This is a genomic window from Burkholderia lata (assembly GCF_902499335.1).
In the GTDB taxonomy this organism is placed as follows: domain Bacteria; phylum Pseudomonadota; class Gammaproteobacteria; order Burkholderiales; family Burkholderiaceae; genus Burkholderia; species Burkholderia lata_B.
The window spans coordinates 83231-109307 of record NZ_CABVQK010000003.1 but is presented as its reverse complement, the minus strand read 5'-3'; the positions used below and the strand labels follow the sequence as shown (position 1 = coordinate 109307).

The window sequence follows — 26077 nt, the reverse complement described above, 5'->3', positions numbered from 1 at the left end:
AGGCCCCATACATGACCTCCTACACCACCCTCTCGTTTGATGTGGACGCCAACGGCATCGGCCTGGTCGCCATCGATCAGCCCGGCCGCGCGATGAACGTGCTCGCCCCCGCGCTGATGGAAGATTTCACGCGCGTCATCGGGCACGTGGAACAGGAAGCCGGGATCAGGGGCCTCGTGATCACCTCCGGCAAGCCGAGCTTCATCGCCGGCGCCGACATCGACCAGCTCAGCCGGATCACGTCCGCCGAGCAAGCCTTCCAGTTGAGCGAACAGCTCAAGGCGCTGCTGCGCCGCATGGAAAAATGCGGCAAGCCCGTCGTGGCCGCGCTCAACGGCACCGCGCTCGGCGGCGGACTGGAACTGGCGCTGGCCTGCCATGCGCGCTTTGCGATCGACGACCCCAAGGCAAGGATCGGCCTGCCTGAAGTCAAGCTGGGCCTGTTGCCCGGCGGCGGCGGGACCCAGCGCCTGCCGCGCATGATCGGCATCCAGAAGAGCTTCGAGCTGATCACCCAGGGCACCGAGCTGAGCCCGTCCAAGGCGCTCGGTCTCGGCCTGCTGAACGAACTGGCCGCCACGCGCGAGGAACTGCTGCAACAGGCCCGTGCGTGGTGCGTGGCCAACCCCGCGCCCGTGCAGCCGTGGGACAGCAAGGGTTTTCGCATTCCCGGCGGCGACAGCAAGAGTCCCGCCGTCGTGCAGATGCTGGCCGTCGCGCCCTCCATGGCCAATGCGAAGGCACATGGCAACTACCCGGCGCTTACCCACATCATGAGTTGCCTGTTCGAGGGCTGCCTGCTCGACTTCGACGCCGGCTCGCAGGTGGAGTCGCGCTACTTCGCCGCCTGCGTGATGTCGCAGGTCAGCCGGAACATGATCGGCACGCTGTGGTACCAGCTCAATGCGATCAAGAAGGGGCAGTCGCGCCCCGCCGGCGTGCCGCCGGGCAAAGTGAGGAAGGTCGGGATCCTCGGCGCGGGGATGATGGGCGCGGGCATCGCGTACGTATCGGCCAAGGCGGGGATCGACGTGGTGCTGCTCGACACCACGCAGGAGAACGCCGACAAGGGCAAGGCGTATTCGCAGGGGCTGCTGGAGAAGGCGCTGGCGCGCGGCAAGACCACGCAGGACAAGCGCGACGCCCTGCTCGCGCGCATCCTGCCCACCACGCGCTACGACGACCTGCGGGGCTGCGACCTGGTGGTCGAGGCCGTGTTCGAGGACCGCGCGATCAAGGCCGACTGCACGACGCTGGCCGAGGCCGTCATCGGCGAGGATGCGGTGTTCGCGTCCAACACGTCGACGCTGCCGATCACGGGGCTCGCACACGTGAGCCGCCGCCCGGCCCACTTCATCGGCCTGCACTTCTTCTCGCCCGTGGACAAGATGCCGCTGGTCGAGATCATCGTGGGCGCGAAGACCTCCGACGAAACGCTGGCGCGCGGCTTCGACTACGTGCTGCAGATCGGCAAGACGCCCATCGTGGTGAATGACAGCCGGGGCTTCTACACGTCGCGCGTGTTCGCCACCTACGTGATGGAGGGCATCGCGATGCTGGCCGAAGGCGTGCATCCGCGCTCCATCGAGGTGGCCGGCCTCAAGGCCGGCATGCCCATGCCGCCGCTGGCGCTGCAGGACGAAGTCTCGCTCGGCCTGTCGTTGCACGTGACGGACCAGACACGCCGCGACCTGGAGGCCGAAGGCAAGGTCTACCCGCCGCACCCCGCCGAAGCCGTGCTGCGCAAGGTGGGTCGCGACCTGGGCCGGGTCGGAAAGAAGGCGGGCAAAGGCTTTTACGACTACCAGGGCAAGGAAAAGTCGTTGTGGCCCGAGCTCACCGCGCTCTACCCGCCGCGTGCCGACCAGCCCGCGCAGCAGGAGCTGGTGGATCGCCTGATGTTCATCCAGGCGAACGAGGCCGCGCGCTGCTTCGAGGAAAACGTGGTGCGTTCGGTGGCCGATACCAACATCGGCTCGATCTTCGGCTGGGGCTTTGCGCCACACCATGGCGGGGCCTTGCAGTTCATCAATGCGATGGGCGCGCAACGCTTCGTGCAGCGTGCGCGCGAACTGGCGGCGCAGTATGGCGCGCGTTTCGAGCCCGCGGCGATCGTGGTCGAGCAGGCGCGTGCAGGCGGGAGGTTCGACGATGCATGACGCCGCTTTCGCCGGCGGCGCCTTGCCTCCGTTGCTGTCCGGCCTGCGGGTGCTCGATCTCTCGCGCAACCTTCCCGGCCCGTTTGCGACACGCATGCTGACAGATCTGGGCGCGAGCGTCATCAAGGTGGAGCCGCCCGAGGGCGACCCGACGCGGCCGCTGGCGGGGCTGTTCGACGCCCTCAACCACGGCAAGGAATGCCGCACCATCGACTTTCGCCATGACGCGGACCTGGATCGGCTGCGCACCTGGATCAAGGATGCCGACGTGCTGCTCGACAGCTTCCGCCCAGGCGTATTGCAAAGCCTGGGGCTGGACGGTGCCGCCCTGCATGCGATCAACCCTCGCCTGACCATGGTGTCCATCACCGGCTATGGGCAAAGCGGCCCGTGGGCGTGCAAGGCCGGACATGACCTCAACTTCATGGCGATGTCGGGCGTGCTCGACCAGATGCGCGCCCTAACGGGCGAACCGGCTCAGCCCAATGTGCAATGGGGTGACCTCGCGGGCGGGAGCGCGATGGCCTGCATCGCCGTGCTGTCGGGTGTGTTCGACGCGCGGAGAACGGGACGGGGCAGGCATCTGGACGTGAGCATGACCCACGGACTGCACGCGCAGCTCGTGATGCCGCGTGCCACGGGCGCCATGCTGGCAGCGGTGCTGGGCCGCCGCCCCGGCGCAGGCGAGGACCTGCTCAATGGCGCATTGCCTTGCTATGGCCTGTACGCGACGCAGGACGGTCGCCACCTCGCGGTCGGCGCGCTGGAGTTCAAGTTCTGGAAAGCGGCGTGTGAAGTGTTCGACCGCCCCGACTGGGAGGCACGGCACTGGCAGCGCGGGCAAGTGCCCGGCTCCAGCGACTGCGCGGCCCTGCGCGCCGAGGTGGATCGCCTGATCGCGTCGCAACCGCTGGCGGTCTGGAGCGAACGGTTCGCACCGGCGGACGCCTGCGTGACGCCCGTTCTCACGCTGGAGGAGGCTCACGCACATCCTCTTTTCGCGGGTCACGCCCGGCCGCAGCCCTGGGCCGAGATCGGGGCTTGAGGGGCCGGTGACGGAATCACGAGAAAGGACGGAGACAACGCGCGGCCCGGCACGCCGATCGGCCCTCCTCCGCTCACGGGCCGCGAATGCCCGCGTCGATCCGCAGCAGCTGGCCGGCGTTCGCGATCGCGATGAGCTCGTTCAGATCGCGCGACACCTTGTGCCGGCTCCACAGGTAGATCGGCTACACGGTCAGGCAGGTCATCGCGATAACCGGCGCAATTCCGGCGAGTGTCATCAGCGGGTACGGCGCCGGATTTCGCGAAGCGGCAGGAACGCCGGTCGCGATCCACGCGCGACGCGTCGTCGCGCACAACGTGATGCCGGCAAACTTCGCCGGCATTCAGGTTAGCAGCAGGGGGCAGCCGGTATGGCGGTGGACTACGGCTAGTTCCATGGCCGACCATGGGTCCAGGATGCCTTGACGCCGCTATGGTCAACCTGTCTCGCGGCGCCGCCTGGGGAGGGAGCCTCCATGAAGCCTGTTGCCGTGCCGGCCGGCGGGGGGGAGCCGTCCGGCACGCAAAACCTTTATCGACGAAACCGGCGCAACGCCGGTCCGTTGCTCACTGCCCGATGCCAACAAACGTCGGCAGCAGCACGCGATAGACGTGGATCATGGCCGGCCCGAGCAGCACCAGCATCAGCGCGGGGAAGATGCAGAAGATCAGCGGGAACAGCAGCTTCAGCGCGATCTTCGCGGCCCGCTCTTCCGCGCGCATCCGCCGCCGCGTGCGCAGCATGTCGGACAGCACGCGCAGCGATTCGCTGATGCTCGTGCCGAACCGGTCGGCCTGGATCAGCATCGCGCAGAACGACTCGATGTCCTCCACGCCGGTACGCAGCGCGAGATTGCGCAGCGCCGTCTCCTTCGTGAAGCCGGAGCGCATCTCGAGCAGCAGCAGGTCGAGTTCGCTCGCGACCACCTCGCTGCTGAACCGCAGCTCCTCGCTCACCTTCATCAGCGCCGCATCGAGCCCGAGACCCGCTTCGACGCACACCGTCAACAGGTCGAGCGCATCCGGGAAATCCTCGAAGATCTTCTGCTGGCGCACCTTGACCCGCTGCGACAGCACGATGTTCGGGATGTAGTAGCCGATCCCGGCGAGCGCGACGAGGATCACCGACAGGATCGCGCGCTCGTCGCCAAGCGACGTCGTGATCAGCACCACCAGCGCGGCGCACGGCAGCCCGAGCGCGAGCGCCGTCTTCGCGGTGAAGTACAGTGCGGCCGCGCTCTGGTTGCGCCAGCCGGCATTCATGAGCCGGATGCGCAGCGGTGAATTCTCCCAGCCCTCCTTCGGCACCGACAGCTTCGAGATCGGGGTGGACAGCTCGACCAGCTTCGCGACCCAGCGCGACGCCATGTCGTCGCCGTCGCCGGTGCCCGCCGCGCCGGTCGCGCCCGCCCCGGCCGCGCCGGCCTGCTGGAGCCGGCGCTGGATGCTGCGCGGCGCGAACAGCAGCATCGCGACGAGCACGCCGCCGGCCACGAAGATGAACAAGCCGCCCAGCATCACGGCCTGGACCACGCTCAGATTTTGCATGACAGCCTCGCAATGGTTGGTTATATGACTCGCACGTCAGACGCGAATGCGGACGATGCGGCGGATCCAGAACAGGCCGAACAGCATCGACACCAGCATCCCGCCGACCATCCTGATCCCCGCCGGATCTTCCCAGAGCACCGACAGGAATTCGCGGTTCAGCAGCGCCATCACCGCGGCGGTGCCGAACGGCAGCAGCCCGAGAATCCAAGCCGACAGACGTCCTTCGGCCGACAGCACGCGCACCTTGTCGAACAGCTTGAAGCGCTCGCGGATCAGCGCGGAGATACAGTCGAGCAGCTCGGCCAGGTTGCCGCCCGTCTCGCGCTGGATCAGCACCGCGATCACGAAGTAGCGCAGGTCCTGCACCGGCACGCGCGTCGCGAGGTTCATCAGCGCATCGTGCAGCGACACGCCGTAGTTCACCTCGTCGAACGTGACACGGAACTCGCCACCCATCGGATCGGGAAACTCGTCGCCGACCATCCCGAGCGTGCTGGTGAACGAATGGCCGGAACGCAGCGCGCGCGAGATCATGTCGCAGATGTCCGGCAACTGCCGCTCGAGCTTGCGCATCCGCTTCGCGCGGCAGCGCATCACGTACATCATCGGCAGCCATCCGGCGAACAGCGCGACCGGCAGCGCAGCGAGCTGCGGCAACGTCGCGAAGCTCAGCGCAAGCCAGGCGAACGCTGCGAACACCGCGCTGAGCACGATCAGCTTCGGCAGCGTCCAGTCGAGGCCCGACTGCTGGATCACGAGATCGAGGCGATGCACGCGCGGCATGCGCAGCAGCAACCGGTCGAACGGCTTCGATTCGTCGAGCATCCGCTTCTTCAGGATCGACAGCCGCTCCTGCTGGACGTTGCCGCCGGCCGACATCGAGCGGATGCGCGATTCGATCCGGCGCGCGGCAGAGCCGTGCCGCGCGTTCCACCATTGATAGCCCCCTTCGATCGCGAGTACCACCGCGACGAAGGTGAGAATCACAAAACCGTAAAAGATCGTGTTCATGAAGCCTCCCCGATAGCGAACGGCGCCCTGTCGTCAGTTCGTCTCGTACCGCTGAGACGGGTCGTACAGCGAATCCGGCAGGTTGATGCCGAACGCCTGCAGCCGCTCGACGAACTTCGGCCGCACGCCGGTCGCGCAGAAGTGGCCGCGTACCGCGCCGTCGCGGTCCATGCCCATGCGTTTGAACGTGAAAATCTCCTGCATGTTGATGATGTCGCCTTCCATCCCGGTCAGTTCCTGGATGCTGACGATCTTGCGCTTGCCGTCGGTGAGCCGTGCCGCCTGCACGACCACCGAGATCGTCGACGCGATCTGCTGGCGCATCGTCTTCGGCGGCAGCGTCAGGCCGGAGATGCTGATCATGTTCTCGAGCCGAGTCAGCGCGTCGCGCGGCGTGTTCGCGTGGATCGTCGCGAGCGAGCCTTCGTGGCCGGTGTTCATCGCGTTGAGCATGTCGAGCGCTTCCGCACCGCGCACTTCGCCGAGGATGATCCGGTCCGGGCGCATCCGCAGCGCGTTGCGCACCAGCGTGCGCTGCGTGATCTCGCCCTTGCCCTCGATGTTCGGCGGGCGCGTTTCGAGCCGCAGCACGTGCGGCTGCTGCAGTTGCAGCTCGGCCGCATCCTCGATCGTCACGATCCGTTCGTTGCGCGGAATGTAGCCGGACAGGATGTTGAGCAGCGTCGTCTTGCCGCTGCCGGTACCGCCCGACACCAGCACGTTGATCTTCGCGCGCGACAGCGCGTCGAGCAGCTCGGCCATCGGCGGCGTCAGGCTGTGGTAGCGCACGAGGTCGTCCATCTTCAGCGGATTGACCGCGAAACGCCGGATCGACATCAGCGGCCCGTCGATCGCGGACGGCGGGATGATCGCGTTCACGCGCGAGCCGTCCGGCAGCCGTGCATCGACCATCGGGCTCGATTCGTCGATGCGGCGCCCGACGCGCGACACGATCTTCTCGATCACCTTCATCAGGTGTGCGTCGTCGTAGAACGTCACGTCGGTCAGTTCGAGCTGACCGAAGCGCTCGACATAGACCTGCCGGTACGTGTTCACGAGGATGTCGGAGATGCTCGGGTCACGCAGCAGCGCTTCGAGCGGGCCGAAACCGAACATCTCGTCGTACACGTCGATCGCGAGCTGCCGCCGCTCGATGTCGTTCGCGGGCAGCCGCTCCTCGTCGAGGATGCGCGTGATCAGCAGGCCAATCTCCATGCGGACCGATTCCTGCGGCATCCGCGACAGGCGCTCGAGCTCGACGCGTTCGAGCACGGCCAGGTGGATTTCGCGGCGCAGCTTCTGGTATGCGTCGCGCACCGACGAATGTGCCGGACCGGCCGGCTCGCTGCCCACCGCCAGCGGCTGGGCCCGGTGCAAGGACATCTGTTCGCGCAATGACATGATGGTTCCCCGAATGAGTTACATGGACTTGAGCTTCGGCGTGGCCTTGCGGCCGAAAAGCCTGGACATCAGCGGTTCGCTGCTCGCCGCGCTGTGCCCCGCACGCACTTCGCCTTCGACGAGTTGTTTCGCGCACCCCTGCAACGCACGCACGACCGCGGTACCTCGGGCGAGCCGCGACACCGGATGGCCCTGGTTGATCGCTTCGAGCACGGTGTCGGCATCGTCGGGAATCGTGCAGGCCGCGTGCAGGCCGAGCACTTCCTCGAGCGCGGTGCGGGTGCGGTCGCTCGCGCGCGTCGCGCGGTTCACGATCAGCCGCATCTGGTCGGTCGAGTAGCCGAGCGACACGAGGATCTCCAGCAGCCGGCGGCCGGCGCGCACGTGCGGCATCGCGGGCTGCATCACGAGCTGGATCTGGTCGCTGCGATCCAGCGCGACCATCGACAGCGGATTGATGCAGACGCCGATGTCGAAGATCACGAAGTCGTAGCGCGGCGCGGCGACGCCCAGGATCCATTCGAGCGCGTCCTCGCGCATCTCGGCCGCCTTGACCGGGTCGCCCGCGCCCGCGAGCACGTGAAAGTTCTCCGTCACGTGCGCGACGCTCGCGTCGAGAAACGCGCTGTCGAGCCGCTCGATCTGCGCGCAAAGCTGCGGCAGTGTCGACGGCGGGGTTTCGTCGCTGACGAGGAACGCCGCGTCGGCGAACTGCTGGTTCAGGTCGATCAGCAGCACGCGGCGCTTGAAGCCTTCGGCGATCTCGAACGCGATGTTGCTGGCCGCGAAGCTCGTGCCGGCCCCGCCCTTGCACGACATGAACGACACGATCCGCGTATCGTCGGTGTCGCGCCGCGTGCTTTGCGCGGCCGCCCGTTCGAGCGCGTTGCCGAGCGCCTGCGGATCGAGCGGCCATTGCAGCACGTCGCGCGCGCCTGCGCGCATCGCGTCGAGCAGCATGTGCGGCGATGTATCCGCGGTCACGAGAATGCAGGTCAGGCCAGCGTGCGCGCGGCAGATGCGCTCGATCGCCGACAGTTCGGACGGTTCGAGCGACGTACCGTCGACCAGCAGGATGTCGAATGCGTCGAGCCCGTCGCTGCGGTGCTCGATCTGCGACGGCCGGCCGGTTGCGCGCGTCGCGCGATAGCGTCCGCAGTCGGCAACGAGGCGCGCGATCTGCGTGAGCCGCGCGGTGTCGTCGGAAGCTACGAGGATGTTGATCATTTCGTGTACCTCGTCTGTTCGATCAATTGCAGTTGGCGCCGCCGGTCGACGACGTCAGGCTTTCGCGCGGCAGCGTCGTCGTGAACGGCGGCATCGTCACCGAGACGTTCACGAACGGGATCATCGTCTTGACCGTGACGTTCGTGACGCTGACCGTCACGAACGCGCACGAATTCACGTCACAGCTTGCGGGCGAGTAGTTCACCGATACGTTCGCGTTCGACAGCAGCGGCAGCAGCGATCGCACCCGCTTCACGACGCCGGCCGCATTGACGTCGCAGACCACCGCCGTGCGTGCGCCCAGCCGCACGGCCTCGCTGGCGGTGCTCCAATAGAACAGCACGCGGCCGAACTCGAAGATGCCGATCAGCAGCATGATCAGGACCGACGCGATCAGCGCGAACTCGACGATCGCGGCGCCGCGCTGCGTGCGCCGGCGTGACAGGGGGACGTGGCGCGCGCTCATGACACTTGCCTCATCACGGTGACGATGTTGTTGAAGGTGATCGACGGCAGCCCCGGGAACGCGGGGATCGGCTGGTACTTGTAGCCCTTGATCTTCACCTCGACGACGTTGATCGCGCCCGTCGCCGTGCCGCTCGCCGCGTTGTTGTTCGAGTCGTAGGTCGGCAGGCTCGCGAACTGCGACGGGTCGGACGCGTCGCCGCAGCCGGTCGTGCGCTGCGCGTCGCAGATCGTCACCATCGACGTCGTGAGCCCCGGCACCAGCTCGGTGCCGGCGGCGCCGCACGTCGTGCTGCCGTAGACGACGAGGCACTGCGCCTGCGAGGCCGGATACGCGGCGTCGGTCGGCAACCAGACCGACAGGTAGCGCGCCGCATCGCGCGTCGCCTTGGTCAGCGTCTCGAACTGGTAGATCGCGCGGCCGAACTCCGCCACACCGGTTGCGAGCATGATCATCGGCATCAGCACGAGCGCGAACTCGACGGCGACGGCGCCACGGGTGCGCGAACGGCGAAACGGGGGCTTTTTCATGATCCTTTCTCCGCTATTGAACGAGCATCGGGACCTGGGTCCCGGACGCGCTGCCGCTGCCGGGCAAGCCGTGCGTCGCGCACGGGTTGTTGCCGGAGACCGACGAGCCGAGGTATTCGAGGTGCGCGAGGACCGCGCCGCTGCCTGCGCTGAACGGAAGCGGATCGAGCATCAGCACGCAATCCCATTGCGTGACATGCACCTTGCCGCTGTTGCCCTTCAGCGTCGAGCAGTCGCCCTCCGGCGCGAGCGCGACGCGGCGGTCGCCGCCGTAGGTCTGGTAGTTGCTCGCCGTCACCGTGCCGTTGGTCGAGATCCCGCTGCCCGAAGGCGGCGCGCCATCGCCCTGGTAGGCCTTGAAGGTCGTGCGATCGGTGACGAACTGCGTGTAGGCATCGCCCTTGATGCCCGCCGTTCCCGGCGGCCCGTAGTTCGGCCCGACATACGCGTAGCCGGTGAAGTCGGGCTGGCCGCTCGAGCCGTTCGCGCCGTTCGTATAGATACCGAAGCGCGTATTCCAGGCGCGCAGCGACGCCGACTTCAGGCCCGTGGTGCTGAGGTCCGGCGGGCTCGTGATGTTGCAGGTGTTGCCCGACAGCTCGCCGGCCAGCGTGGTTTCGTTCGTCGAACCGTCGAGTGCCGCCCAGCCGAAGTTGCCCGGCCCGTAGGTCGATGACGACCCGGACGGCGACGTGATCCAGTCGCCGACGTTATACGACGGCGAGCCCGTCGTACGGCATACGAACACCGGGATCGCGCAAGTCGTCTGCCCGCCGCCGACGGTGGCAATCGCGTTGGCCGACACTTCCGCCGCGTTCGCGAGCTTCGTGCCCGGCAGCACGTTCAGCACCTCGATGAACCAGTGCGCGATGTTGCTCAGCGTCGCGGTGCACTGCACGTACTTGATGTTCGCCGGCGTCGTGACCGAGTTCTTCGCCAGGAACGGGTTGGTCAACGAGTCGCTGAACGTGACGTTCGCGTTCGTCGACATCTGCACCGACTTGTTCTGGAAAAACACGAAGTTCAGGTGGCCGGCGGCGATACCGTCCGCTTCGGCCACCGACAGGCTGATGGCCGAAGTCAGGTCACGCGCAGCCGACAGCGCGCAGGCATCGGCGCTGTTCTGCAGTTCGCTGCGCGTGACGTACAGCTTGCCGAGATCCAGCGCGAGTCCGACGAACCCGATCATCACCGCCAATGCGAGACCGACGATGATCGCGACGGCACCGCGCTGGCGATGCAGGCTGCGACGCATGACTTTCGGATGGCGAGCTGCGCTGTTCATGGCGTTCTCCCTGAGCGTGCCGTCGTTACTGGGTGGCCTTGCCGATGCCGATCACGAATGCATTGGCGGGCGGCACGGTTTGCTTGAACGACTTGTCGTAGTTGTCGAGTGCGGCCGCGGCGGCACCGCCGTCGACGCCCGGCGCCGACGCCGAGGCCGCGTGTTCGGCGGCATGCGGGTCGATGATCTGGGCCTGGGTCACGGCGCGGACCGAATCGCCGAAGCGGGTGTCCCACACCGGGGTCGACGACATGCAGCCGGCAAGCGCGAACGCGAGCGGTGCGGCAAGCGCCACGCGGCGCACGATTACGAGGTAGGCGGAGTTCATGAGCTTCCCCTTGGATAGCTTCAACGATCGGTGGATTCAGGTGCCGCGCTCACGCGCACGACCTGCGCCTGGGCCGCCGCCGGAGTCCGGCGCTTCGGCTGCCCCGCCGGCTGGGCCGGCGTGTCGGGGCCGGTCGCCGCGAGGCGCGCGGCGGCGGCTTCGATACGCGCGACGCGGGCCGCGTTTGCTGCGCTTGCCACGTCGTGCTGCGGCGTGGCGGCCGCCACCGGCGCGGGCGTCTTCTGCGGTTCGGCCGGTACCGGCGGCTGTGCGTCCGAGCCCTGCGGTGCGCGCGGCGCGGGCAGCGCGGCGGCCGGGCCGGCGGGCGCTTCCGATTGCGGTGCCGGTGCCGGTGCGGGGGCCGGCGCCTGGGCCGGAGTCTGCGGTGCAGCTGCCGCGCCGTTCGCCGGTTGTGCGCCGTGCTTGCGGAGGCCACCGCGGCCTTCCATGTTGCCCGTCGCATACACGTCGACTTCGTTCGGCTTCGTGAAGCTGTCGGTCGGCAGCGGCACGTCGGCGGTCTGCAGCGGTTTCACCAGGTGCGGCGTGATCACGAAGATCAGTTCGGTGCGGTCCTGCTGGAACGACGTACTGCGGAGCAGCGCGCCGAGCACCGGAATTTCGCCGACACCCGGGAGCGCCTTCAGCGCACCGGTCCCGTTGTCCTTGATCAGCCCGCCGATCGCGAACGTTTCGCCGTCGCCCATCTGGACCGTCGTCGATGCGCGCCGCGTCGTGATCAGCGGCAGGATCGACGTGCCGCCGATGTTGGTCGCGCTCAGCGTGACACCCGTCTGCGACAGCTCCGACACCTCCGGCGCGACCTTCAAGCTGATCCGGCCATTACCCAGCACGGTCGGCGTGAACTTCAGCGCGACGCCGAATTCCTCTTCCTGCAGCGTGATCGACGACGTGCCGTTGCCGCTGCTTTGCGGGATCGGGATGAAGATCTTGCCGCCGGCGAGGAACGTCGCTTCCTGGCCGCTGATCGTCACGAGATTCGGCTCCGCGAGGATCTTGACCAGGTTGTCGGTGTTCTGCGCGTCGGCCGCGAGGTTGAACGGCTTGTTGTTCGCCTTGCTGAAGGCGATCCCGGTTGCGACGCCCGCGAGCAAGTTGCTGACCAGCGCGCCGCTCCACGAACCGAACCCGCCCTGGATGTTGAGCGCGCTGCCCATCTGGTTGATCAGCGTCTTCGACACCTCGGCCACCTTCACCTCGAGCATCACCTGCTGCGGCGACGTGACGTTCAGCATGTTGAGCACCCCGCCACCCGCCTTGCCGCCGCCCGCCGGATCGCTCGCGCTGTCACCGTACGCATGGGCGATCTGCACGGCCTGCTGGGCGGCCATCGAGCTCGACACGGTACCGGCCAGCACGATCGTGCCAGCGGCGGTCGACACATGGATGTCGCGCTCGTTCGGCATCAGCTGCATCAGCGACGCCTGCAGGCCGCCGGCATCCGCGCCGACCGCGACGTCGATCACGCGGCATGCACCGCTCTTGCCCTGCACGATCATGTTGGTCGTGCCGACCGAGAGCCCGAGGATGTACAGCGTCTGCGGCGACACCATCGTGGCCTGCGCGACGGCCGGATTGCCGATCGTCCGATTGCGGACCGGCTCCGGCATCGGCACCAGCAGCGACTTGCCGAGCGGCACGCTGACGCTGGTCGATTCGCGCACCGCGCCGACGCAGTTCGGCCCGCGCAGCGGCCCCGCCGATGCGGCGGGCGCGGCGGCCGCGACCGGCGCCATGCTGATCGTCATCTGCATCGGCCCCTTGCCGACCGCGGCCGGCGCGCTGGCGCCGCCCTTCGTCAGCACCGCCGACTCGACGCCTTCCTGCGCGAGTGCGCCATAAACGGTCAGCCATCCAGAACAGAGGATTGCGGCCATCATCGTGCCCCGTGCCACGCGCGTGCGCAGCGGGCCGGTACCTGTGCATTGCGGTTTGATCTTCATTTCGTCTGATCCCCCGAGAGACCGGCGCCGTGCCGGTTATCGACTTCCAGGGCCGCCGCGCGTTGCAGGCGGCCGTTTATGTGACTTCAATGAACCGATTCAGAAACACTCGACGCTGCCCTTCACGCCCGTCAGCACGCCGACGCAGTCGCGCCGTACTTCCGGCGCCGCGTGCGATGCGACATGCACGCGTACCGTCTTCACACGGACCGGTGCCGGCGGCGCTTCGGGTGCGGGCTCCTTGCCGAGCAGCGTCAGCTTGGTCGCGCCGTCGGTGTTCAGCGTCTTCTGGTCGACCTGGTTGCGCAGCACGAGCGACAGCGTGCCGACGCTGCGTGCGAGGTCGAGCCGTTCGGCCTGGTCGGGCGTGACTTCCAGCGTCACCGCGTTGACGACCTTCGGCGCCGTGTCGTCGCGGCTGACCTGCTGCGCGACGGCGAGCACGAGGATGTGCTCGAGCACGATCTTCGAGATGCTCTGCCCGTCGGTCTTGCCCTGTTGTTCCTGCGTGTTGACGATGACGTCGACGTAGTTGCCCGGCAGCGCGAAGCCCGCGACGCCGACCACGTCGTTCACGCGCACCGTGATCGCGCGGCTGCCGTCGGCGATGACCGCGGACAGCCCGCCCTTCGTGCCGACCGGCGCGAGCTTCGACTCGATCACCGGCTCGCCGCGTGCCAGGCTGGTGCGCACGACGCGCCCTTCGAGCACCTTCGTATCGGTGAACGCGCCGGTGGGCACGCTGCCCGACGGCCAGCTGACCATGTGGATCTGGTTCGGCCCGAGCGGTTCGCCCAGGTTCAGGTCGGTGTTGGCCACCGCGACCGGCGTGACCGAACTCGTGGATGTCTGCACCAGCCAGTGGGACGCGAACACGACCGCGGCAAGACCCGCGACCATCGCGACGACCAGCATCATGACCGCTCGACTGTTTTTCATGGCAATGCTCCTCGACGAATCGTGAAAGAAACCGCTCAACCGGTAACGAACGTACGGCCACCGCGCTCGACGGGCGACGGATGGCTGCCGTCCCGTTCAGGCGCTGCGCCGAAGTAACTCGCCCACGCGTCGTACAGCGCGTCGTGCGTTACCTCGGGCGGATCGCCGCGATAACGCGCGCCGGCGGCCACGAGGCGCAACAGGTCCGCCGGAAAGCATGCGAGAAATGCCTTGCCGGTCGGCAGGTGCAGCCGATGCAGCAGGAAATCGAACGCATCGGTCGCCGATACGAGTCCGAGCGATGCGCAGGCCGCGTTGTACACCTGGCGGTAGTCGTCGATCGACATCGCGCCGACGTGCAGCTTCGAGCCGAGGCGGCGCAGGAATGCGTCGTCGCAGAACTGCTCCGGCGACAGGTTGCTCGAGAACACCGGCCAGACGTCGAACGGCATCACGAAGCGGTTGCCGGATTCGAGCGTCAGGTAATCGACGCCGCGATCGAGCGGGCGCAGCCAGCGATTGAGCAGGTCGCGCGGCTCGACGCGCTGGCGGCCGAGATCGTCGACGACGTACATGCCCATGTTCGCTTTCATGTGCGGGGGCGCCTGGTAGAAACCGGCGGCCTCGTCGCGGCGCAGTTCGAGCTCGTCGAGCGTCAGTTCACCACCGGACATCACGACCGGCCGCTTGCACAGGCGCCAGCGGCGATCGACCGACTGGCCGCCGGACTGGGCTTGCGCGTCCACATGGACGAGCGGGTCGTAGATCTGGATCACTTCGCCGGCCGCGCAGATCGCATGCGGCACCGGCACGCGGCCGCGCATCAGCGAACCGAGCCGCTCGGCGAGGAAGGTCTTGCCGCTGCCGGCCGGGCCGTAGATCAGCAGCGGGCGGCCCGCGTTCAGCGCGGCAGCCGCCGCATCGAGCAGCGACGTGTCGATCACGATGCCTTCGAATGCCGCCCACACTTCGTTCTGGCTGATGTGCAGCTTGCGCACCGAATGCACGTTCAGGCACTCGATATAGGCGTCGAGCGTCACCGGCGCGGGCCCGCTGTAGCCGCTGCGCGAGCGTTCCTCCAGCGCGAGCACGCGGCCCGCGTCGGTCAGGCGGAACGTCACGTCGAGATCGGTCGCGCCGCGATGGGTGAGCTCGACGAGATGCTCGCGCACCAGGAATGCAAAGACGTCGTCGAGCACCGCGAGCGGCAGGCAGTGCCGTTCGACCAGGTCGCCGTACGACGGGCGGCCAAGCATCAGCGTCGACTTCAGCACGAGGCCGGCGACGAACGTCATGCTCAACCCGGTTTCCTCGAGCGAGCGCGGCGCCGTCGGCAGCTGCGCGCCCAGCTTCGTATGCGCTTCCCGCGACGGCAACGGATCGGGCAGGCGTGCCACCTGTGCGTCGCGTCTCGGTTCGGTGTGATTCGTGTTCATGATCGTTGCGTCCTCGTTTCGGATGCGTCGCGCTATGCGCACGACACGAACAGCATGCCCAGCGTGCCGGCCGCGATCGCCACGCCGTACGGCAGCGTGCCGACCGATGCGATTTCGACGGGGCCGCCGGCGGCCTCGGCGCTCGCGCCTTGCGAACGCCGCGTGATCAACGCACGCACGTTCGCCCACATCTGGCGCATCCGCCCGCGCAGCAGCGCGTAGGCGATGGCGCCGATCCCGCCGGCCAGGAAGGTGGCCAGCACGATGAAAAACGTCATTTCCGCGCCGACCCACGCGCCGATCGCGAGCATCAGCTTCACGTCGCCGGCCGCCATGCCGCGCAACAGGTAGAACGGCAACAGCAGGCCGAAGCCGGTCGCGGCGCCGGCGAGCCATCCGAGTGCGCCAGCCAGGACGCCATGCAACATGCACTGGGCAACCAGCGCACCGGCCAGGCCGATCAGCACGAGGCGGTTCGGAATACGGCGGGTCGCGATGTCCGTGCTGGCCGCGGCGACCGCGAGCAGCGTCACGCACAACGGAACCGGGTAAGGCAGCGCAACGGGTAGCATGGCGAACCTCGTGGATCGAATCGGTGGATCAGGAAACCATCGCCAGCGCGGTGGCCACGGCGGCCGTGACGGCCGTTGCGATCACCTCGTACGTGCCGGCAAGCGAGCCTTTCAGGGTGACGACGCTGCCCAGCACCGCGACGGCGAACATGGCCCCGAGCAACGCGTATTCGATCGACGTCACGCCCTGCTCGTCGCCGATCCAGTTGCGTACGACACGCACCTTGGCTTGCATGATGGTCTCCGGTTCCAGGTTGATCAGAAGACCGGGGACGGCTCGAGCGCTGCACCGGCCGAGCCGTCCGCGGCACGGTCCATCAGATGCCGGCTACCGCCGAATCCAGATCGGCCGCGATCGTGCTGAAAACGGTCTTGAGGTCCTTCCCGATCGTCGACAGCGCGAGGATGATGCCGACTGCGATCAGTGCGGCGATCAGGCCGTATTCGATGGCGGTCACGCCGTCTTCGTCACGAACGAAACGGCTGGCTTGTTGAATGAACTTGGACATGATGATCTCCTTGCGTGGTGAATTTCATGGTCCTCGCGTGCCGGCTGGTCGAATGACCGTGCATCGATACGTCGAGGAATGTCGTTAATGCCGTGTGGTGCAGACAAACGAGTTGAATGATTCGCTTGCCGTACCATCCATCAGAAGCCCGCTACTATCGAGTCCAGATCCGCGGCGACCGTACTGAACACGGTCTTCAGATCCGTACCGACCGTCGTCAACGCAACGACGATGCCGATCGCGATCAGTGCAGCGATCAGGCCGTATTCGATGGCCGTCACACCGTCCTGGTCCTGGATGAACCACGCGATCTTTTCGATGATTCTTGACATGGACACTCTCCTTTCGGACTGCTATGAAATTCCCTTCGTCGGTCAGGACGTCGGGGGTGGGCACCACCGGCACTACTCGAAAAATCGGAACGCGACGCTCAGCTGCGGGAGCGGGGATGCACACCCCTGTCCGTGCGAACGGGTATCAGTGACGCAGTGAGCGAGAGAGGCGTGTACGGTGCGACCGGCCGGATAATCCGGGCAATCAGATCGACCTGAACGGCACGGCTGCCATTCGACGCATGGAATCCAGTTGAACGGGAAATAAACTCCCGGATAATCTGCAATGTTTTTTTAATCCGGTTTGCGAACCGTGATGTGCTGTGGTCTTTCATTTTTATTCCCCATTTACGGCTATGCCAATTTCTTATTGCCCTGACGAAACCGGGTCTCATGGGTCACTCGACGAACGCTTGCGCGGTTGATCGACCTGGAGCTGCGTGTTCCCCGACGCGCTCCGGCCCTTCTTTCCGCCCGTGATTCCGAAGCTGGTTCCCTGTTTCTCCTGCCGGAACCGCCCGGTCGTCACATCGTCGACTGCCGTGCCAACGCTTACGCAAAGAGCAGGCCACCTTGGACCAAATCCATACGCAGCAAGGGTTCCAGCGATGCCTGAGTTTCCCGGCCAAGGGCGCGAAACGCGAAATGTTTCAAAATTGATATATGTTTGGTCCGCAAGCGTTGCAAGCCTGAACGCCCGCCGCCGCGCTGCGCCAAGGATCATAAATTTTTACTTGGGACTTTCCCGAACGCCCGAAGCCACTCGCGGCCCACGCGATCGGCGGGGTGCCGAACTGGTCAAAATGACAGAATGTTTCAAGACAGAAACACAAGAACCGGCCGTGTCTATTTCTCATACCTGAAAACGCGGTTTTCACCTGCCTCTTCGGCTAATCCGGATTCCGGCTTTCAGCAGGTGGTTTGCAATGCGCGATTTTTTCTTCAACAATGAACTCACCGGATAACGCCATTTCAGAGCGTTTGGATCCGCAGGCACCAGAACACGAAACGGCTGAGACTGACCAGGCAGCCACCACTAAATACGGGGAATCATGTACACCGCCAATCGCGAAATGCGCGGGCGTGCAATACGCCGCGTTCAATGGCTGACGGCCGACCGGATCATTCCGTACAGCTGCATCATGCTGATGCTCTTCGCCGCGTTGCTGGTTACCTGGGGCATCGTGACGAACGGCTTCACGTCGAGCGCTATCGCGCGCCCCGGCGTCGATTTCTCGGTCTTCTGGACCGCATCGCACCTGGTGTTGCAAGGCCATGCCGCATCGGTCTACGACTCCTCTTCATTCCTGCAGGCCGAGTTCGCGCACTTCGGTGCGTATCTGCAGCACCGGCCGCTTCCCTGGCTCTATCCGCCGACGATGTTGCTGTTCATCGCTCCGGTTGCCCTTGTGCCTTTCCTGCCCGCATATTTCCTCTTTTTCGCGGGCAGTCTTTTATGCTATGCGTTCGCCGTCTCGCGGTTGTCGGGATTGCGCGCGTATCTTCCCGTGCCGCGCGCCGCGGCGCTCGTCGTGGTCGCGTATTCAGCCGTATGCATGGCCGCGCTGTTCGGCCAGAACAGCGTCCTGACCGCCGGCGTCGCCGCGCTCGCGCTGCATCTGCTCGGCAAGCGTCCGGTCGTCGCCGGCGTGCTGATCGGCTTGCTCGCGATCAAGCCGCAACTGGCCGTGGTGTTCCCGTTCGTGCTGATCGCGGCACGTGCGTGGCGCACGTTCGCGGCGGCCGCGATCACCGCGTTGCTGTTCGCGGCCGCCGGCATCGCACTGGCCGGCCCCGGCGCGTTGCACGGGCTCAGTCAGACACTGTCGACGGTGCGCGACCAGCATTTCATGCTCCCGTCGTACTGGCTCGCGTCGCCGACGCCGTTCGCCGCATTGCGGCTCGCGGGCATGCCGGTGGCAACCGCGCTGGCCGCGCAAGCGGCGATCGCGCTGCTCTCGATCGCCTCGGCCGTCGACGTGTGGCGCCGCACGCAGGACATGCGCCTGCGCGGCGCGGTGCTGGCCGTCGCGACGCTGCTGACCACACCGTATCTGTGGAACTACGAACTGACGTGGCTCGGCATCGCGATCTTCTGCCTGATCGCGCACGGCCTCGACAAAGGCTGGCGGCCTGGCGATCAGGGCATCATCGTGCTTGCGTGGCTGCTGCCGATCTTCGAGATGTTCAACCGGCTGATGAAGCTGCCGCAGATCGGGCCGCTCGTGCTGCTCGCGGTGCTGTTCGTCGTCGTGCGCCGCACGGCGCTCGAGTCCCGGAGCGCACGATGAGATCGTCACCTTTTGCGCGCCACGCGCACCCGGACGCCGACGTGCATCCGGAACTCCCGATCGCGGGCCCGCGCCGCTACCCGCACTGGCTCAATCGCGAGCGCGTGCGCCTCTATGCGGGCGCCGCGCTGGTGACCGAGCTGCTGTTCATCTGCATCTACGTGATCCGCGTGTTCCTGTCGCACAACGGCGCGCTGCAACCGCTGTCGCAGGATTTCTCGCCGATCTGGAGCGCCGCGTGGCTCGCCGCGCACGGGCATGCGGCCGACGCATGGCATTTTCCCGCGCTGTTCGCGGTCCAGAAGCTTGCGATCCCGACGATGAATCTCGCGGACGGCACGCTGCCGTGGCTCTATCCGCCCTCCATGCTGCTGCTCGTGCTGCCGCTCGGCTGGCTGCCGTACACGCTGGCGCTCGTGCTGTGGCTCGGGATCACGTATGTGCTGTTCGCGGCGACGATCCGCGCGATCGTGCAGCGCGATGCCGCGTGGCTGTGCGCGCTCGCGTTCCCCGGCGCGTTCCTCACGGTGATCGTCGGACAGACCAGCCTCTTCACCGCGTTGCTCGCCGGTGCCGGCCTGCTCGTGCTGAACCGCCGCCCCGTGTACGCCGGGATCTGCTTCGGCTTGCTGACGATGAAGCCGCAGCTCGCGGTGCTGTTCCCGCTCGCGCTGCTGTGCGCGGGTCAATGGCGCGCACTGGCCGCATGGGCCGCGACGATCGCCTGTAGCGTCGCGCTCACGACACTCGCGTTCGGGTTCGGCCCGTGGCTCACGTTCGCGCATGTGATCGACAACGTCTACGCGATCGTCGGCACCGGCCAGGCCAAGCTCGTGCGCATGCCGTCGGTGTTCGCGCTCGCAACGATGGCCGGCTGGCCCGCGATCGTCGCGAACGGCCTCCAGCTGCTGTCGGTCGCGACCGCTGCCATCGCCGTCGTCTACGCGTGGCGCGGCGCGTGCGCCTATGCGCTGCGCGCCGCGACCCTCGTCTGCGCCTGCCTGCTCGTCAGCCCCTACCTGTACGACTACGACCTGACCTGGTACGGCATCGTGATCGCATGGTACGCGCGCTACGCGTGGACGCACGGCTGGCGGCGCTTCGATCGCGAATGGCTGATGCTGCTGTGGCTGATGCCGCTCGCGGGCCTCGGGGTCGTGCCGCATCTGTCGTTCCAGTTCATGCCGCTCGTCACGCTGGCGTCGCTCGGGCTGCTCGTCAGCCGGATCGCACAGGAAAGACACGACGTGCCGTCGATGCCCGACGCACGCGACAACTCGACCGAGACCGGCTTCGTGCATCCGGCCCGGTCGCACCACCGCCCGGCGTACGAAATGCGCCGCACCGGCCGACCGACCATCGGCGCGCATCGGTGAAGCGACATCACAAGGGGAATCATCATGCGGGAACCACTCTATACACCGCTCATCTCGCTGGTCGTGCCGTTCTATAACGAAGGCGAGGCCGTCGAGCGCTTCTTCGACGTCGTGATTCCGCTGATGACGTCCATCGACGCGATCCGTTTCGAGATCGTCTGCGTGAACGACGGCAGCCGCGACGACACGCTCGAGCGGCTGATCCGGATCAGCACCGGCGAGCGGCGCGTGCGCGTGATCGATCTCACCCGCAACTTCGGCAAGGAAGCCGCGCTCACGGCCGGCCTCGACGAGGCCCTCGGCGACGCGGTGATCCCGCTCGACGCCGACCTGCAGGATCCGCCGAGCCTGATTCCCGTGATGATCGAACACTGGCGCGACGGCGCGGAAGTCGTCGCCGCGAAGCGCAGCAATCGCGCGTGCGACTCGTTCGCGAAGCGCACGGCGGCCGCGATCTACTATCGCGTGCACAACATGCTGTCGGACGTGAAACTGCCGGAAAACGTCGGCGATTTCCGGCTGATGGACCGCAAGGTCGTGAACGCGCTGCGCAACCTGCCCGAACGGCATCGCTTCATGAAGGGGCTGTTCGCGTGGGTCGGTTACCGGACCGTGATCGTCGAATACCAGCGTGACCCGCGCAGCGCCGGGCACTCGAAGTTCTCCGGCTGGAAGCTGTGGAATTTCGCGCTGGAAGGCATCACGAGCTTCAGCACCGTGCCGCTGCGCAGCTGGACCTACATCGGCGTCGGCATCGCCGCGCTCGCGTTCCTGTACGGCTCGTTCATCATCTTCCGCACGCTGCTGTTCGGCAACCCGGTGCTCGGCTACGCGTCGCTGATCTCGGTCACGCTGTTCATCGGCGGCATCGAGCTCATCGGGATCGGGGTCGTCGGCGAATACATCGGGCGGATCTACGACGAGTCCAAGCAACGGCCCGTCTACCTGATCCGCCGCCGCTACCAGGCGCACGGCAAGGTGATCGAACTCCCGGTCGCGCGCGATGCGCGCCGCCAGATCGCCCGCCGGCGCGTGCAGGCGACCCGCGCGCGGGTCGGCGAACGCTGACATGCCGACGGCCATGATCGACCTGCTTTATGCCGAGCGCACCCGGCTCGTGCGCTTCGGCGTGTCCGGGCTCTGCTCGACCGCAATTCACACGCTGGTCGCGGCGGCGCTGTTCGCGCAGTTCGATGCGACGCTCGTGACCGCGAACGCGATCGCATTCCTCTGTGCAACCGCGTTCTCGTATCTCGCGAATACGCTGTGGAGCTTTTCGTCGACGGTGCGCACTCGCAACATGGTGCGCTTTCTCGCGGTCACGCTGGCCGGCTTCGTCGAAACGCTGCTGCTCGCGCGGGCGGCCGAAGCGCTCGACGTGTCCCGCGGGATGAGCATCGTCGCGATCGCGCTGCTGATTCCGCCGACGACGTTCGTACTGCATCGGCTCTGGACCTACCGGTAAGCGATCCCTCCCCCGCCTCGCTGTTCCCGAAAATAGTCCGCCATTCGTTTAACAGATTCAATGTCGTTATATTTATGTAACGCATCGATTCGATTGATTCCGAATTTAAAATTACCACCTGAAATAATATTAAATACCCTGTTTACTTTTACAGCTTCCAGAATTAATCGAACGGGATAACCTGCATCGGCCATCACGCCTGCACGTGCCGAGACAGGCACAAAGCCTTACAGGACAAGGCGATGGCGGACGCGCGAAGAAATTCGCGCAACAACAAGTCCCATTCATTCAAACGGGAGCTTCTATGTCACGCGTCACCGATGTGCTCGTCTCTTTCGATACCGAAACCATTCTCAAAAAATATCCGAATCCCAGCAAGAATCCGGCTGCGCCGACGCTGATCGATTGGCGCTATGTCTATATGGTGACCAACCAGGACAACGTGATCTCCGGGCAGGCCGGTGGCGAACTCGACCTGAAGGCACAGGTCGGCGACCTGATCCGCTGGCGTGAAACGAGCCTGTCGCTGGGCTTCGAGAACCAGGTGGTGTTCTACAAGTTCATCGGCAACGTCGGCAACGAACTGATCTCGACGCCGACGCCGCGCGTCGCGGAAGCGTCGATTCCGGTGCCGAACACCAGCAAGCCCGAGGTGCCGACCTGCCAGAAGGTCGCAAACTACTACTGGTCGTCGGAATGTCTGAAGGTCGGCCGCGTGACCTACCACTTCCAGTTCCAGATCATCGATCGCAACTGCCAGATCCAGGGTTGCTTCTCCTGGGATCCGTTCATCTCGATCCATAACTGATCGCGGCAGGCGGGCGGCCGCGCGGCGGCTGCCCGCGTCATCCACTTGTTGCGGAGGAAGCGCTCATGCCTGGTGTTCGTTGCGATGTGCTGGTGATCGTCGACGCCGTCACGCTGCTGTCGACCTACCCCGAGGCGAGCCGGGACCCCGGCGCGCCGACCGTGATCGACGGCCGCCACCTCTATGTGGTGAGCCCCGGCGATGCCGCTCAGCTCGGCCACAACGACAGCCGCCTCTTTGCCGGCCTGATGCCGGGCGACCAGCTGCACCTGCGCGAAACCGCGCTGGCACTGCGCGCCGAGGTAAGCGTGTTGTTCGTCCGGTTCGCGTTGAAGGATGCGGGCATCGTCGCGCCGATCGAACTCGAAGTGCGCGATGCGGCCACGCCGGTGCCGGATGCCGACGACCTGCTGCATCCGCCGTGCCGGCCGATGAAGGACCACTACTGGCGCAGCGACGTGCTGGCAACGGGCGCCACCACGTGTACGGCTGATTTCGCCGTGTTCGACCGCGACGGCACCGTATCCGGGTATTTCCGCTGGGAAACGTCGATCCAGATCGCCGCTGGCCAGCCGGACACGAAGCACCCCGGTTTCAGGCCATCGTCGGATCGCAACGGCAACTTCACGCTGCCGCCGAATACCGTGTTCAAGGCGATCTTCTACGCGAATGCCGCCGACCGGCAGGACCTGAAACTCTTCATCGACGATGCGCCGGAACCGGCCGCGTCGTTCGCGGGCAACAGCGAGGATGACGTCAGGCTGTTCACGCTGAACTCGAAGGGCGGCAAGATCCGGATCGACGCGTCCGCCAACGGCAGGAAATCCGCGACCGATGCGCGCCTCGCGCCGTTGTCCGCGGGCGACACGGTCTGGCTCGGCTGGTTCGGTGCCGAGGACGGCGCCGATACCGACTACAACGACGGGATCGTGATCCTGCAGTGGCCGATCACCTGAGCGTCACGGCGACCGGCATGCGGGCGGATCAGGTGCGCGGCAGCCCCGGCGGGTTGGTCTGCGACCGGTCGATCGCCTCGGCGTCGAGGCTCCAGCGGCCGAGCACCTTCCGGTAGCTGCCGTTCGCGATCAGCGCATTGATCGCGACCGTCAGCGGATCGGCGAGGCCGCTGCCCTTGCGCGTCGTGATCGCGATATCAGCGGTGCGCGGCCAGCCGCCGCTCACGGTGCCGATCAGCTTCGCATCGCCGCGCAGCGACGCCTGGTACGCGAGCATCGAATTCACGCTGAAGATCGTGTCGACGCGCCCCGACTGCAGCGCGACCCAGCGCTCCGCCGCGTCCGCGTAATACTGGATCTCGACCGGCGCGAGGCCGCCCGCGACGTTCTGCCGGTTCCACTCGAGCAGGATCTTTTCCTGGTTCGTGCCCGAATCGGTCACGACGCGCAGCCCGGCGACGTCCTTCGGCTCGCGGATCGCGGCAATCCGGCTGCCGTTCTTCACGTAGAAGCCGAGCTGATCCTTCCGGTAGGTCGAGAAGTCGAATTTCTCCTTGCGCTGCTCCGTCACGGTCACGTTCGAGATCACCGCGTCGACCTTGCCGGACTGCAACGCGAGCGGCCAGTCGGCCCACGAAAGCGGCACGATCTTCAGCTTGCGGCCGATGCTGTCCGCGACAAGCTGCGCGAGATCGGGATCGAAGCCCACCACCGTTCGCGCATCGGTCGCATAGGTGCTGAGCGGCGGCAGGTTCGGCGCGATGCCGATCGTCAGCGTGTTCGCCTCGGCAAACCGGAAGCCGGCCGGCAACGCCTGCTCGACCGCCGGGTTCACGGTGCCGCGCTGCCGGCCGGGCTGCTCGGGGCTCAGGTCGAACGTCGCGGCCTGCGCGGCAACGCTGCCGCCGATCAGGACGGCGGCCAGCACACGGACGACGCGCACAACGGGAAATGCTGTTCTTCTCATGTCTTGTGGATTCCTTGCTGTTCGATGACACATGTGCCGAACGCGGGCGGGGCGAACGATTTTCACCGTCCGTCTCCGCCTGGCGTTCCCGGCCCGCTCAGGCGGGCGTCGCTTCGAGTTCGGCCGCGGCCGCGCGTTGCGTCACCGGCTGTGCGACCGGCGACGGGCGCGCCGCTTGTGACTCGCCCGCATACAGCGCCTTCGGATCGAACACGCGCGCCTGCAGCGGCGTGAACGCGCGGAAGTTCCACAGGCTGCGCGCGACGAACACGCGCTGCACCCAGCGGAATGCACGATCGTTCTCGTCGTATTGCGGATCGAAACGGTCGCGCGAATGCAGCGTGAAATGGTTGTTGATCAGCACCAGTTTGCCCGGCTGCACCTGCACGCCGAACGACACCTCGCGCACCGCGCGATACAGGTTGGCCAGCGCCTCCTGCGCGCGCGTATTGACCGCCAGCACCATGTCCGGATAGAACGCGACCGTCACGCGCGGCGCATCGAGCGGCCCCGACAGCACGGCGCTCAGGTCGGTGTTGTCGCGCGGCGTCGGCGCCGCGCCGCGCCACCGGTACGGCACGCGGATGATGTAGTGCTCGCCGTAGAGCTGCGCGATATCCTCCGGCGACAGCAGCTGCAGCGCGCGGCGCGCATCGGCGAGCCGCGTGTACGGGCCGCCGCCGGCTTCGCTGCGCACGCCGAGCAGCAGCAACGCGAACGGCGACGTATCGCCTTCCGGCATGTGCGCCTGCGCGGCATTCTCGATATGAAAATCGAGCTCGACCTCCGAGCCGAGGCCCGTATAGTCGCGCGCGGTCGCCTTGTGCGGCGTGAGGTTGTTCACGAGCTCGCGGCCTTCGTGCGCAATCGAATACGGCTCGCCGGCCAGCGTGCTCAGGGCAACCAGCACGTTCTCGCTCAGCACGCCGGCCTTGAACGAGCGGCCGGTTTCCTCGAATCTCGGGCTGCCCTTCACGTCGTCGTCGATCGGCAGGTTGTCGATCTCGATCGAGCCGTGCGCATCGGCGGTTGGCGCCTTCGCGCGGTCGAACGCGTCGACGACCCGGTCGGGAAACGCGTTGTAGGCAAGCTTGCGCACCGCGCTGATGTAGCCCGCGCCGCCGGCCGGATCATAGGCCAGTGCGCCGAGCGTCTTCCGGATGTGACTGGACTCCGCTGCCGTCAAAACGATGCGTTCATCTGCGAGATAGGTCATAGGTCTCTCGTATAAAGATCGGGGGTCGATAAGCGGTATGGCACTACCGCCGCGCGTTGCCGTCCTCGGGGCGCAGCGCTCGACAAGACTAGGAGACCGTCATTGCATTGAGAAATGATATTAATTCGATTGCAAACAAAAATTTTAGATATAAGTTCAGCAACGCGGCCGGCGGCGGGCCGCGCCGTTCGCACCATCGCTTAACACGAATGGTTGTTAAAAAATCGCTGGTTATTATTTGTAT

At 66.3% G+C, this 26077-nt stretch carries 25 protein-coding genes; 8 read left to right on the top strand and 17 right to left on the bottom strand.

Annotation, left to right across the window (positions count from 1 at the left end):
- Positions 1 to 11 precede the first annotated feature (11 nt).
- Together BCO18175_RS08250 and BCO18175_RS08245 are read left to right on the top strand one after the other, a co-directional pair.
- Positions 12 to 2159 (top strand): 3-hydroxyacyl-CoA dehydrogenase NAD-binding domain-containing protein, encoded by a 2148-nt coding sequence (locus tag BCO18175_RS08250; RefSeq protein ID WP_174980198.1) that lies wholly within the window; start codon positions 12 to 14, stop codon positions 2157 to 2159.
- Positions 2152 to 3204, top strand: a complete 1053-nt coding sequence (locus tag BCO18175_RS08245) for a CaiB/BaiF CoA transferase family protein (RefSeq protein WP_174980197.1) — start codon at positions 2152 to 2154, stop codon at positions 3202 to 3204. Before BCO18175_RS08250 ends, BCO18175_RS08245 begins: the two co-directional genes overlap by 8 nt.
- A 566-nt stretch (positions 3205 to 3770) precedes the next feature.
- Here the strand turns inward: BCO18175_RS08245 and BCO18175_RS08240 are convergent.
- From BCO18175_RS08240 to BCO18175_RS08170, 15 genes are all read right to left on the bottom strand, one after another.
- Positions 3771 to 4751, bottom strand: a complete 981-nt coding sequence (locus tag BCO18175_RS08240; protein WP_174980196.1) for a type II secretion system F family protein — start codon at positions 4749 to 4751, stop codon at positions 3771 to 3773.
- A gap of 36 nt (positions 4752 to 4787) precedes the next feature.
- Positions 4788 to 5765, bottom strand: coding sequence for a type II secretion system F family protein (locus tag BCO18175_RS08235; protein ID WP_174980195.1), 978 nt, complete (start codon positions 5763 to 5765; stop codon positions 4788 to 4790).
- A 33-nt stretch (positions 5766 to 5798) separates the two neighbouring features.
- Positions 5799 to 7166: a CpaF family protein gene (locus BCO18175_RS08230; protein WP_174980194.1), complete on the bottom strand. Its 1368-nt coding sequence runs from the start codon at positions 7164 to 7166 to the stop codon at positions 5799 to 5801.
- Positions 7167 to 7184: 18 nt separating this feature from the next.
- Entirely contained in the window at positions 7185 to 8393 is a 1209-nt protein-coding gene (locus BCO18175_RS08225) for an AAA family ATPase (RefSeq protein ID WP_174980193.1), read from the bottom strand.
- A gap of 22 nt (positions 8394 to 8415) precedes the next feature.
- Positions 8416 to 8859 carry a TadE/TadG family type IV pilus assembly protein gene (locus BCO18175_RS08220; RefSeq protein WP_174980192.1) on the bottom strand — a complete coding sequence of 148 codons (444 nt, stop codon included), beginning with the start codon at positions 8857 to 8859 and terminating at the stop codon, positions 8416 to 8418.
- A complete protein-coding gene (locus BCO18175_RS08215; RefSeq protein WP_174980191.1) occupies positions 8856 to 9389 on the bottom strand; it encodes a TadE/TadG family type IV pilus assembly protein in 534 nt (177 codons plus the stop codon). The genes BCO18175_RS08220 and BCO18175_RS08215 overlap by 4 nt, the downstream gene beginning before the upstream one ends.
- 13 nt (positions 9390 to 9402) lie before the next feature.
- On the bottom strand, positions 9403 to 10674 hold the full coding sequence (locus BCO18175_RS08210; RefSeq protein ID WP_174980190.1) for a pilus assembly protein TadG-related protein: 1272 nt from the start codon (positions 10672 to 10674) through the stop codon (positions 9403 to 9405).
- Positions 10675 to 10699: 25 nt separating this feature from the next.
- The gene (locus BCO18175_RS08205; RefSeq protein WP_174980189.1) at positions 10700 to 11002 is read right to left on the bottom strand and encodes a hypothetical protein; all 303 of its coding nucleotides are present in this window, start codon (positions 11000 to 11002) and stop codon (positions 10700 to 10702) included.
- 20 nt (positions 11003 to 11022) lie between these two features.
- Complete coding sequence (locus tag BCO18175_RS08200; protein WP_174980188.1) at positions 11023 to 12966, bottom strand: type II and III secretion system protein family protein; 1944 nt, start codon at positions 12964 to 12966, stop codon at positions 11023 to 11025.
- 99 nt (positions 12967 to 13065) lie between these two features.
- Entirely contained in the window at positions 13066 to 13905 is an 840-nt protein-coding gene (gene cpaB, locus BCO18175_RS08195) for a Flp pilus assembly protein CpaB (RefSeq protein ID WP_174966937.1), read from the bottom strand.
- Positions 13906 to 13940: 35 nt separating this feature from the next.
- Complete coding sequence (locus BCO18175_RS08190; protein WP_174980187.1) at positions 13941 to 15341, bottom strand: ATP-binding protein; 1401 nt, start codon at positions 15339 to 15341, stop codon at positions 13941 to 13943.
- 32 nt (positions 15342 to 15373) lie between these two features.
- Positions 15374 to 15913 (bottom strand): A24 family peptidase, encoded by a 540-nt coding sequence (locus BCO18175_RS08185; protein WP_174980186.1) that lies wholly within the window; start codon positions 15911 to 15913, stop codon positions 15374 to 15376.
- Between the two features lie 28 nt (positions 15914 to 15941).
- Positions 15942 to 16148 carry a Flp family type IVb pilin gene (locus BCO18175_RS08180; protein WP_174966940.1) on the bottom strand — a complete coding sequence of 69 codons (207 nt, stop codon included), beginning with the start codon at positions 16146 to 16148 and terminating at the stop codon, positions 15942 to 15944.
- An 82-nt stretch (positions 16149 to 16230) separates the two neighbouring features.
- Positions 16231 to 16422, bottom strand: a complete 192-nt coding sequence (locus BCO18175_RS08175; protein ID WP_011349893.1) for a Flp family type IVb pilin — start codon at positions 16420 to 16422, stop codon at positions 16231 to 16233.
- Positions 16423 to 16562: 140 nt separating this feature from the next.
- Positions 16563 to 16754, bottom strand: a complete 192-nt coding sequence (locus tag BCO18175_RS08170) for a Flp family type IVb pilin (protein WP_174980185.1) — start codon at positions 16752 to 16754, stop codon at positions 16563 to 16565.
- A gap of 1052 nt (positions 16755 to 17806) precedes the next feature.
- On the opposite strand from BCO18175_RS08170, the gene BCO18175_RS08165 reads away from it, so the two are divergent.
- The 6 genes from BCO18175_RS08165 to BCO18175_RS40495 all read left to right on the top strand — a co-directional run bounded on the left by BCO18175_RS08165 (position 17807) and on the right by BCO18175_RS40495 (position 23650).
- Positions 17807 to 19045 (top strand): glycosyltransferase family 87 protein, encoded by a 1239-nt coding sequence (locus BCO18175_RS08165; RefSeq protein WP_174980184.1) that lies wholly within the window; start codon positions 17807 to 17809, stop codon positions 19043 to 19045.
- Positions 19042 to 20421: a glycosyltransferase family 87 protein gene (locus BCO18175_RS08160; RefSeq protein WP_174980183.1), complete on the top strand. Its 1380-nt coding sequence runs from the start codon at positions 19042 to 19044 to the stop codon at positions 20419 to 20421. The genes BCO18175_RS08165 and BCO18175_RS08160 overlap by 4 nt, the downstream gene beginning before the upstream one ends.
- Positions 20422 to 20445: 24 nt before the next feature.
- A complete protein-coding gene (locus tag BCO18175_RS08155; protein WP_174980182.1) occupies positions 20446 to 21489 on the top strand; it encodes a glycosyltransferase family 2 protein in 1044 nt (347 codons plus the stop codon).
- 13 nt (positions 21490 to 21502) lie between these two features.
- Complete coding sequence (locus tag BCO18175_RS08150; protein WP_174980548.1) at positions 21503 to 21886, top strand: GtrA family protein; 384 nt, start codon at positions 21503 to 21505, stop codon at positions 21884 to 21886.
- Between the two features lie 304 nt (positions 21887 to 22190).
- Complete coding sequence (locus BCO18175_RS08145; protein WP_174980181.1) at positions 22191 to 22694, top strand: inclusion body family protein; 504 nt, start codon at positions 22191 to 22193, stop codon at positions 22692 to 22694.
- 65 nt (positions 22695 to 22759) lie between these two features.
- A complete protein-coding gene (locus BCO18175_RS40495) occupies positions 22760 to 23650 on the top strand; it encodes an AidA/PixA family protein (RefSeq protein WP_254607992.1) in 891 nt (296 codons plus the stop codon).
- Between the two features lie 28 nt (positions 23651 to 23678).
- Here the strand turns inward: BCO18175_RS40495 and BCO18175_RS08135 are convergent, their stop codons facing one another.
- The gene (locus BCO18175_RS08135) at positions 23679 to 24617 is read right to left on the bottom strand and encodes an ABC transporter substrate-binding protein (RefSeq protein WP_174980180.1); all 939 of its coding nucleotides are present in this window, start codon (positions 24615 to 24617) and stop codon (positions 23679 to 23681) included.
- Between the two features lie 97 nt (positions 24618 to 24714).
- Complete coding sequence (locus tag BCO18175_RS08130) at positions 24715 to 25833, bottom strand: TauD/TfdA family dioxygenase (RefSeq protein WP_174980179.1); 1119 nt, start codon at positions 25831 to 25833, stop codon at positions 24715 to 24717.
- Between the last annotated feature and the right edge of the window lie 244 nt (positions 25834 to 26077).

What these genes read in the sequence shown, in the direction of transcription:
- BCO18175_RS08250 (WP_174980198.1), top strand. Translation starts at nt 12, where the DNA reads ATGACCTCCTACACCACCCTCTCGTTTGATGTGGACGCCAACGGCATC.
- BCO18175_RS08230 (WP_174980194.1), bottom strand. Translation starts at nt 7,166, where the DNA reads ATGTCATTGCGCGAACAGATGTCCTTGCACCGGGCCCAGCCGCTGGCG.
- BCO18175_RS08210 (WP_174980190.1), bottom strand. Translation starts at nt 10,674, where the DNA reads ATGAACAGCGCAGCTCGCCATCCGAAAGTCATGCGTCGCAGCCTGCAT.
- BCO18175_RS08200 (WP_174980188.1), bottom strand. Translation starts at nt 12,966, where the DNA reads ATGAAGATCAAACCGCAATGCACAGGTACCGGCCCGCTGCGCACGCGC.
- BCO18175_RS08170 (WP_174980185.1), bottom strand. Translation starts at nt 16,754, where the DNA reads ATGTCAAGAATCATCGAAAAGATCGCGTGGTTCATCCAGGACCAGGAC.
- BCO18175_RS08180 (WP_174966940.1), bottom strand. Translation starts at nt 16,148, where the DNA reads ATGCAAGCCAAGGTGCGTGTCGTACGCAACTGGATCGGCGACGAGCAG.
- BCO18175_RS08175 (WP_011349893.1), bottom strand. Translation starts at nt 16,422, where the DNA reads ATGTCCAAGTTCATTCAACAAGCCAGCCGTTTCGTTCGTGACGAAGAC.
- BCO18175_RS08145 (WP_174980181.1), top strand. Translation starts at nt 22,191, where the DNA reads ATGTCACGCGTCACCGATGTGCTCGTCTCTTTCGATACCGAAACCATT.
- BCO18175_RS08165 (WP_174980184.1), top strand. Translation starts at nt 17,807, where the DNA reads ATGTACACCGCCAATCGCGAAATGCGCGGGCGTGCAATACGCCGCGTT.
- BCO18175_RS08150 (WP_174980548.1), top strand. Translation starts at nt 21,503, where the DNA reads ATGATCGACCTGCTTTATGCCGAGCGCACCCGGCTCGTGCGCTTCGGC.
- BCO18175_RS08240 (WP_174980196.1), bottom strand. Translation starts at nt 4,751, where the DNA reads ATGCAAAATCTGAGCGTGGTCCAGGCCGTGATGCTGGGCGGCTTGTTC.
- BCO18175_RS08205 (WP_174980189.1), bottom strand. Translation starts at nt 11,002, where the DNA reads ATGAACTCCGCCTACCTCGTAATCGTGCGCCGCGTGGCGCTTGCCGCA.
- BCO18175_RS08215 (WP_174980191.1), bottom strand. Translation starts at nt 9,389, where the DNA reads ATGAAAAAGCCCCCGTTTCGCCGTTCGCGCACCCGTGGCGCCGTCGCC.
- BCO18175_RS08185 (WP_174980186.1), bottom strand. Translation starts at nt 15,913, where the DNA reads ATGCTACCCGTTGCGCTGCCTTACCCGGTTCCGTTGTGCGTGACGCTG.
- BCO18175_RS08130 (WP_174980179.1), bottom strand. Translation starts at nt 25,833, where the DNA reads ATGACCTATCTCGCAGATGAACGCATCGTTTTGACGGCAGCGGAGTCC.
- cpaB (WP_174966937.1), bottom strand. Translation starts at nt 13,905, where the DNA reads ATGAAAAACAGTCGAGCGGTCATGATGCTGGTCGTCGCGATGGTCGCG.
- BCO18175_RS08235 (WP_174980195.1), bottom strand. Translation starts at nt 5,765, where the DNA reads ATGAACACGATCTTTTACGGTTTTGTGATTCTCACCTTCGTCGCGGTG.
- BCO18175_RS08155 (WP_174980182.1), top strand. Translation starts at nt 20,446, where the DNA reads ATGCGGGAACCACTCTATACACCGCTCATCTCGCTGGTCGTGCCGTTC.
- BCO18175_RS08245 (WP_174980197.1), top strand. Translation starts at nt 2,152, where the DNA reads ATGCATGACGCCGCTTTCGCCGGCGGCGCCTTGCCTCCGTTGCTGTCC.
- BCO18175_RS08135 (WP_174980180.1), bottom strand. Translation starts at nt 24,617, where the DNA reads ATGAGAAGAACAGCATTTCCCGTTGTGCGCGTCGTCCGTGTGCTGGCC.
- BCO18175_RS08190 (WP_174980187.1), bottom strand. Translation starts at nt 15,341, where the DNA reads ATGAACACGAATCACACCGAACCGAGACGCGACGCACAGGTGGCACGC.
- BCO18175_RS40495 (WP_254607992.1), top strand. Translation starts at nt 22,760, where the DNA reads ATGCCTGGTGTTCGTTGCGATGTGCTGGTGATCGTCGACGCCGTCACG.
- BCO18175_RS08220 (WP_174980192.1), bottom strand. Translation starts at nt 8,859, where the DNA reads ATGAGCGCGCGCCACGTCCCCCTGTCACGCCGGCGCACGCAGCGCGGC.
- BCO18175_RS08225 (WP_174980193.1), bottom strand. Translation starts at nt 8,393, where the DNA reads ATGATCAACATCCTCGTAGCTTCCGACGACACCGCGCGGCTCACGCAG.
- BCO18175_RS08160 (WP_174980183.1), top strand. Translation starts at nt 19,042, where the DNA reads ATGAGATCGTCACCTTTTGCGCGCCACGCGCACCCGGACGCCGACGTG.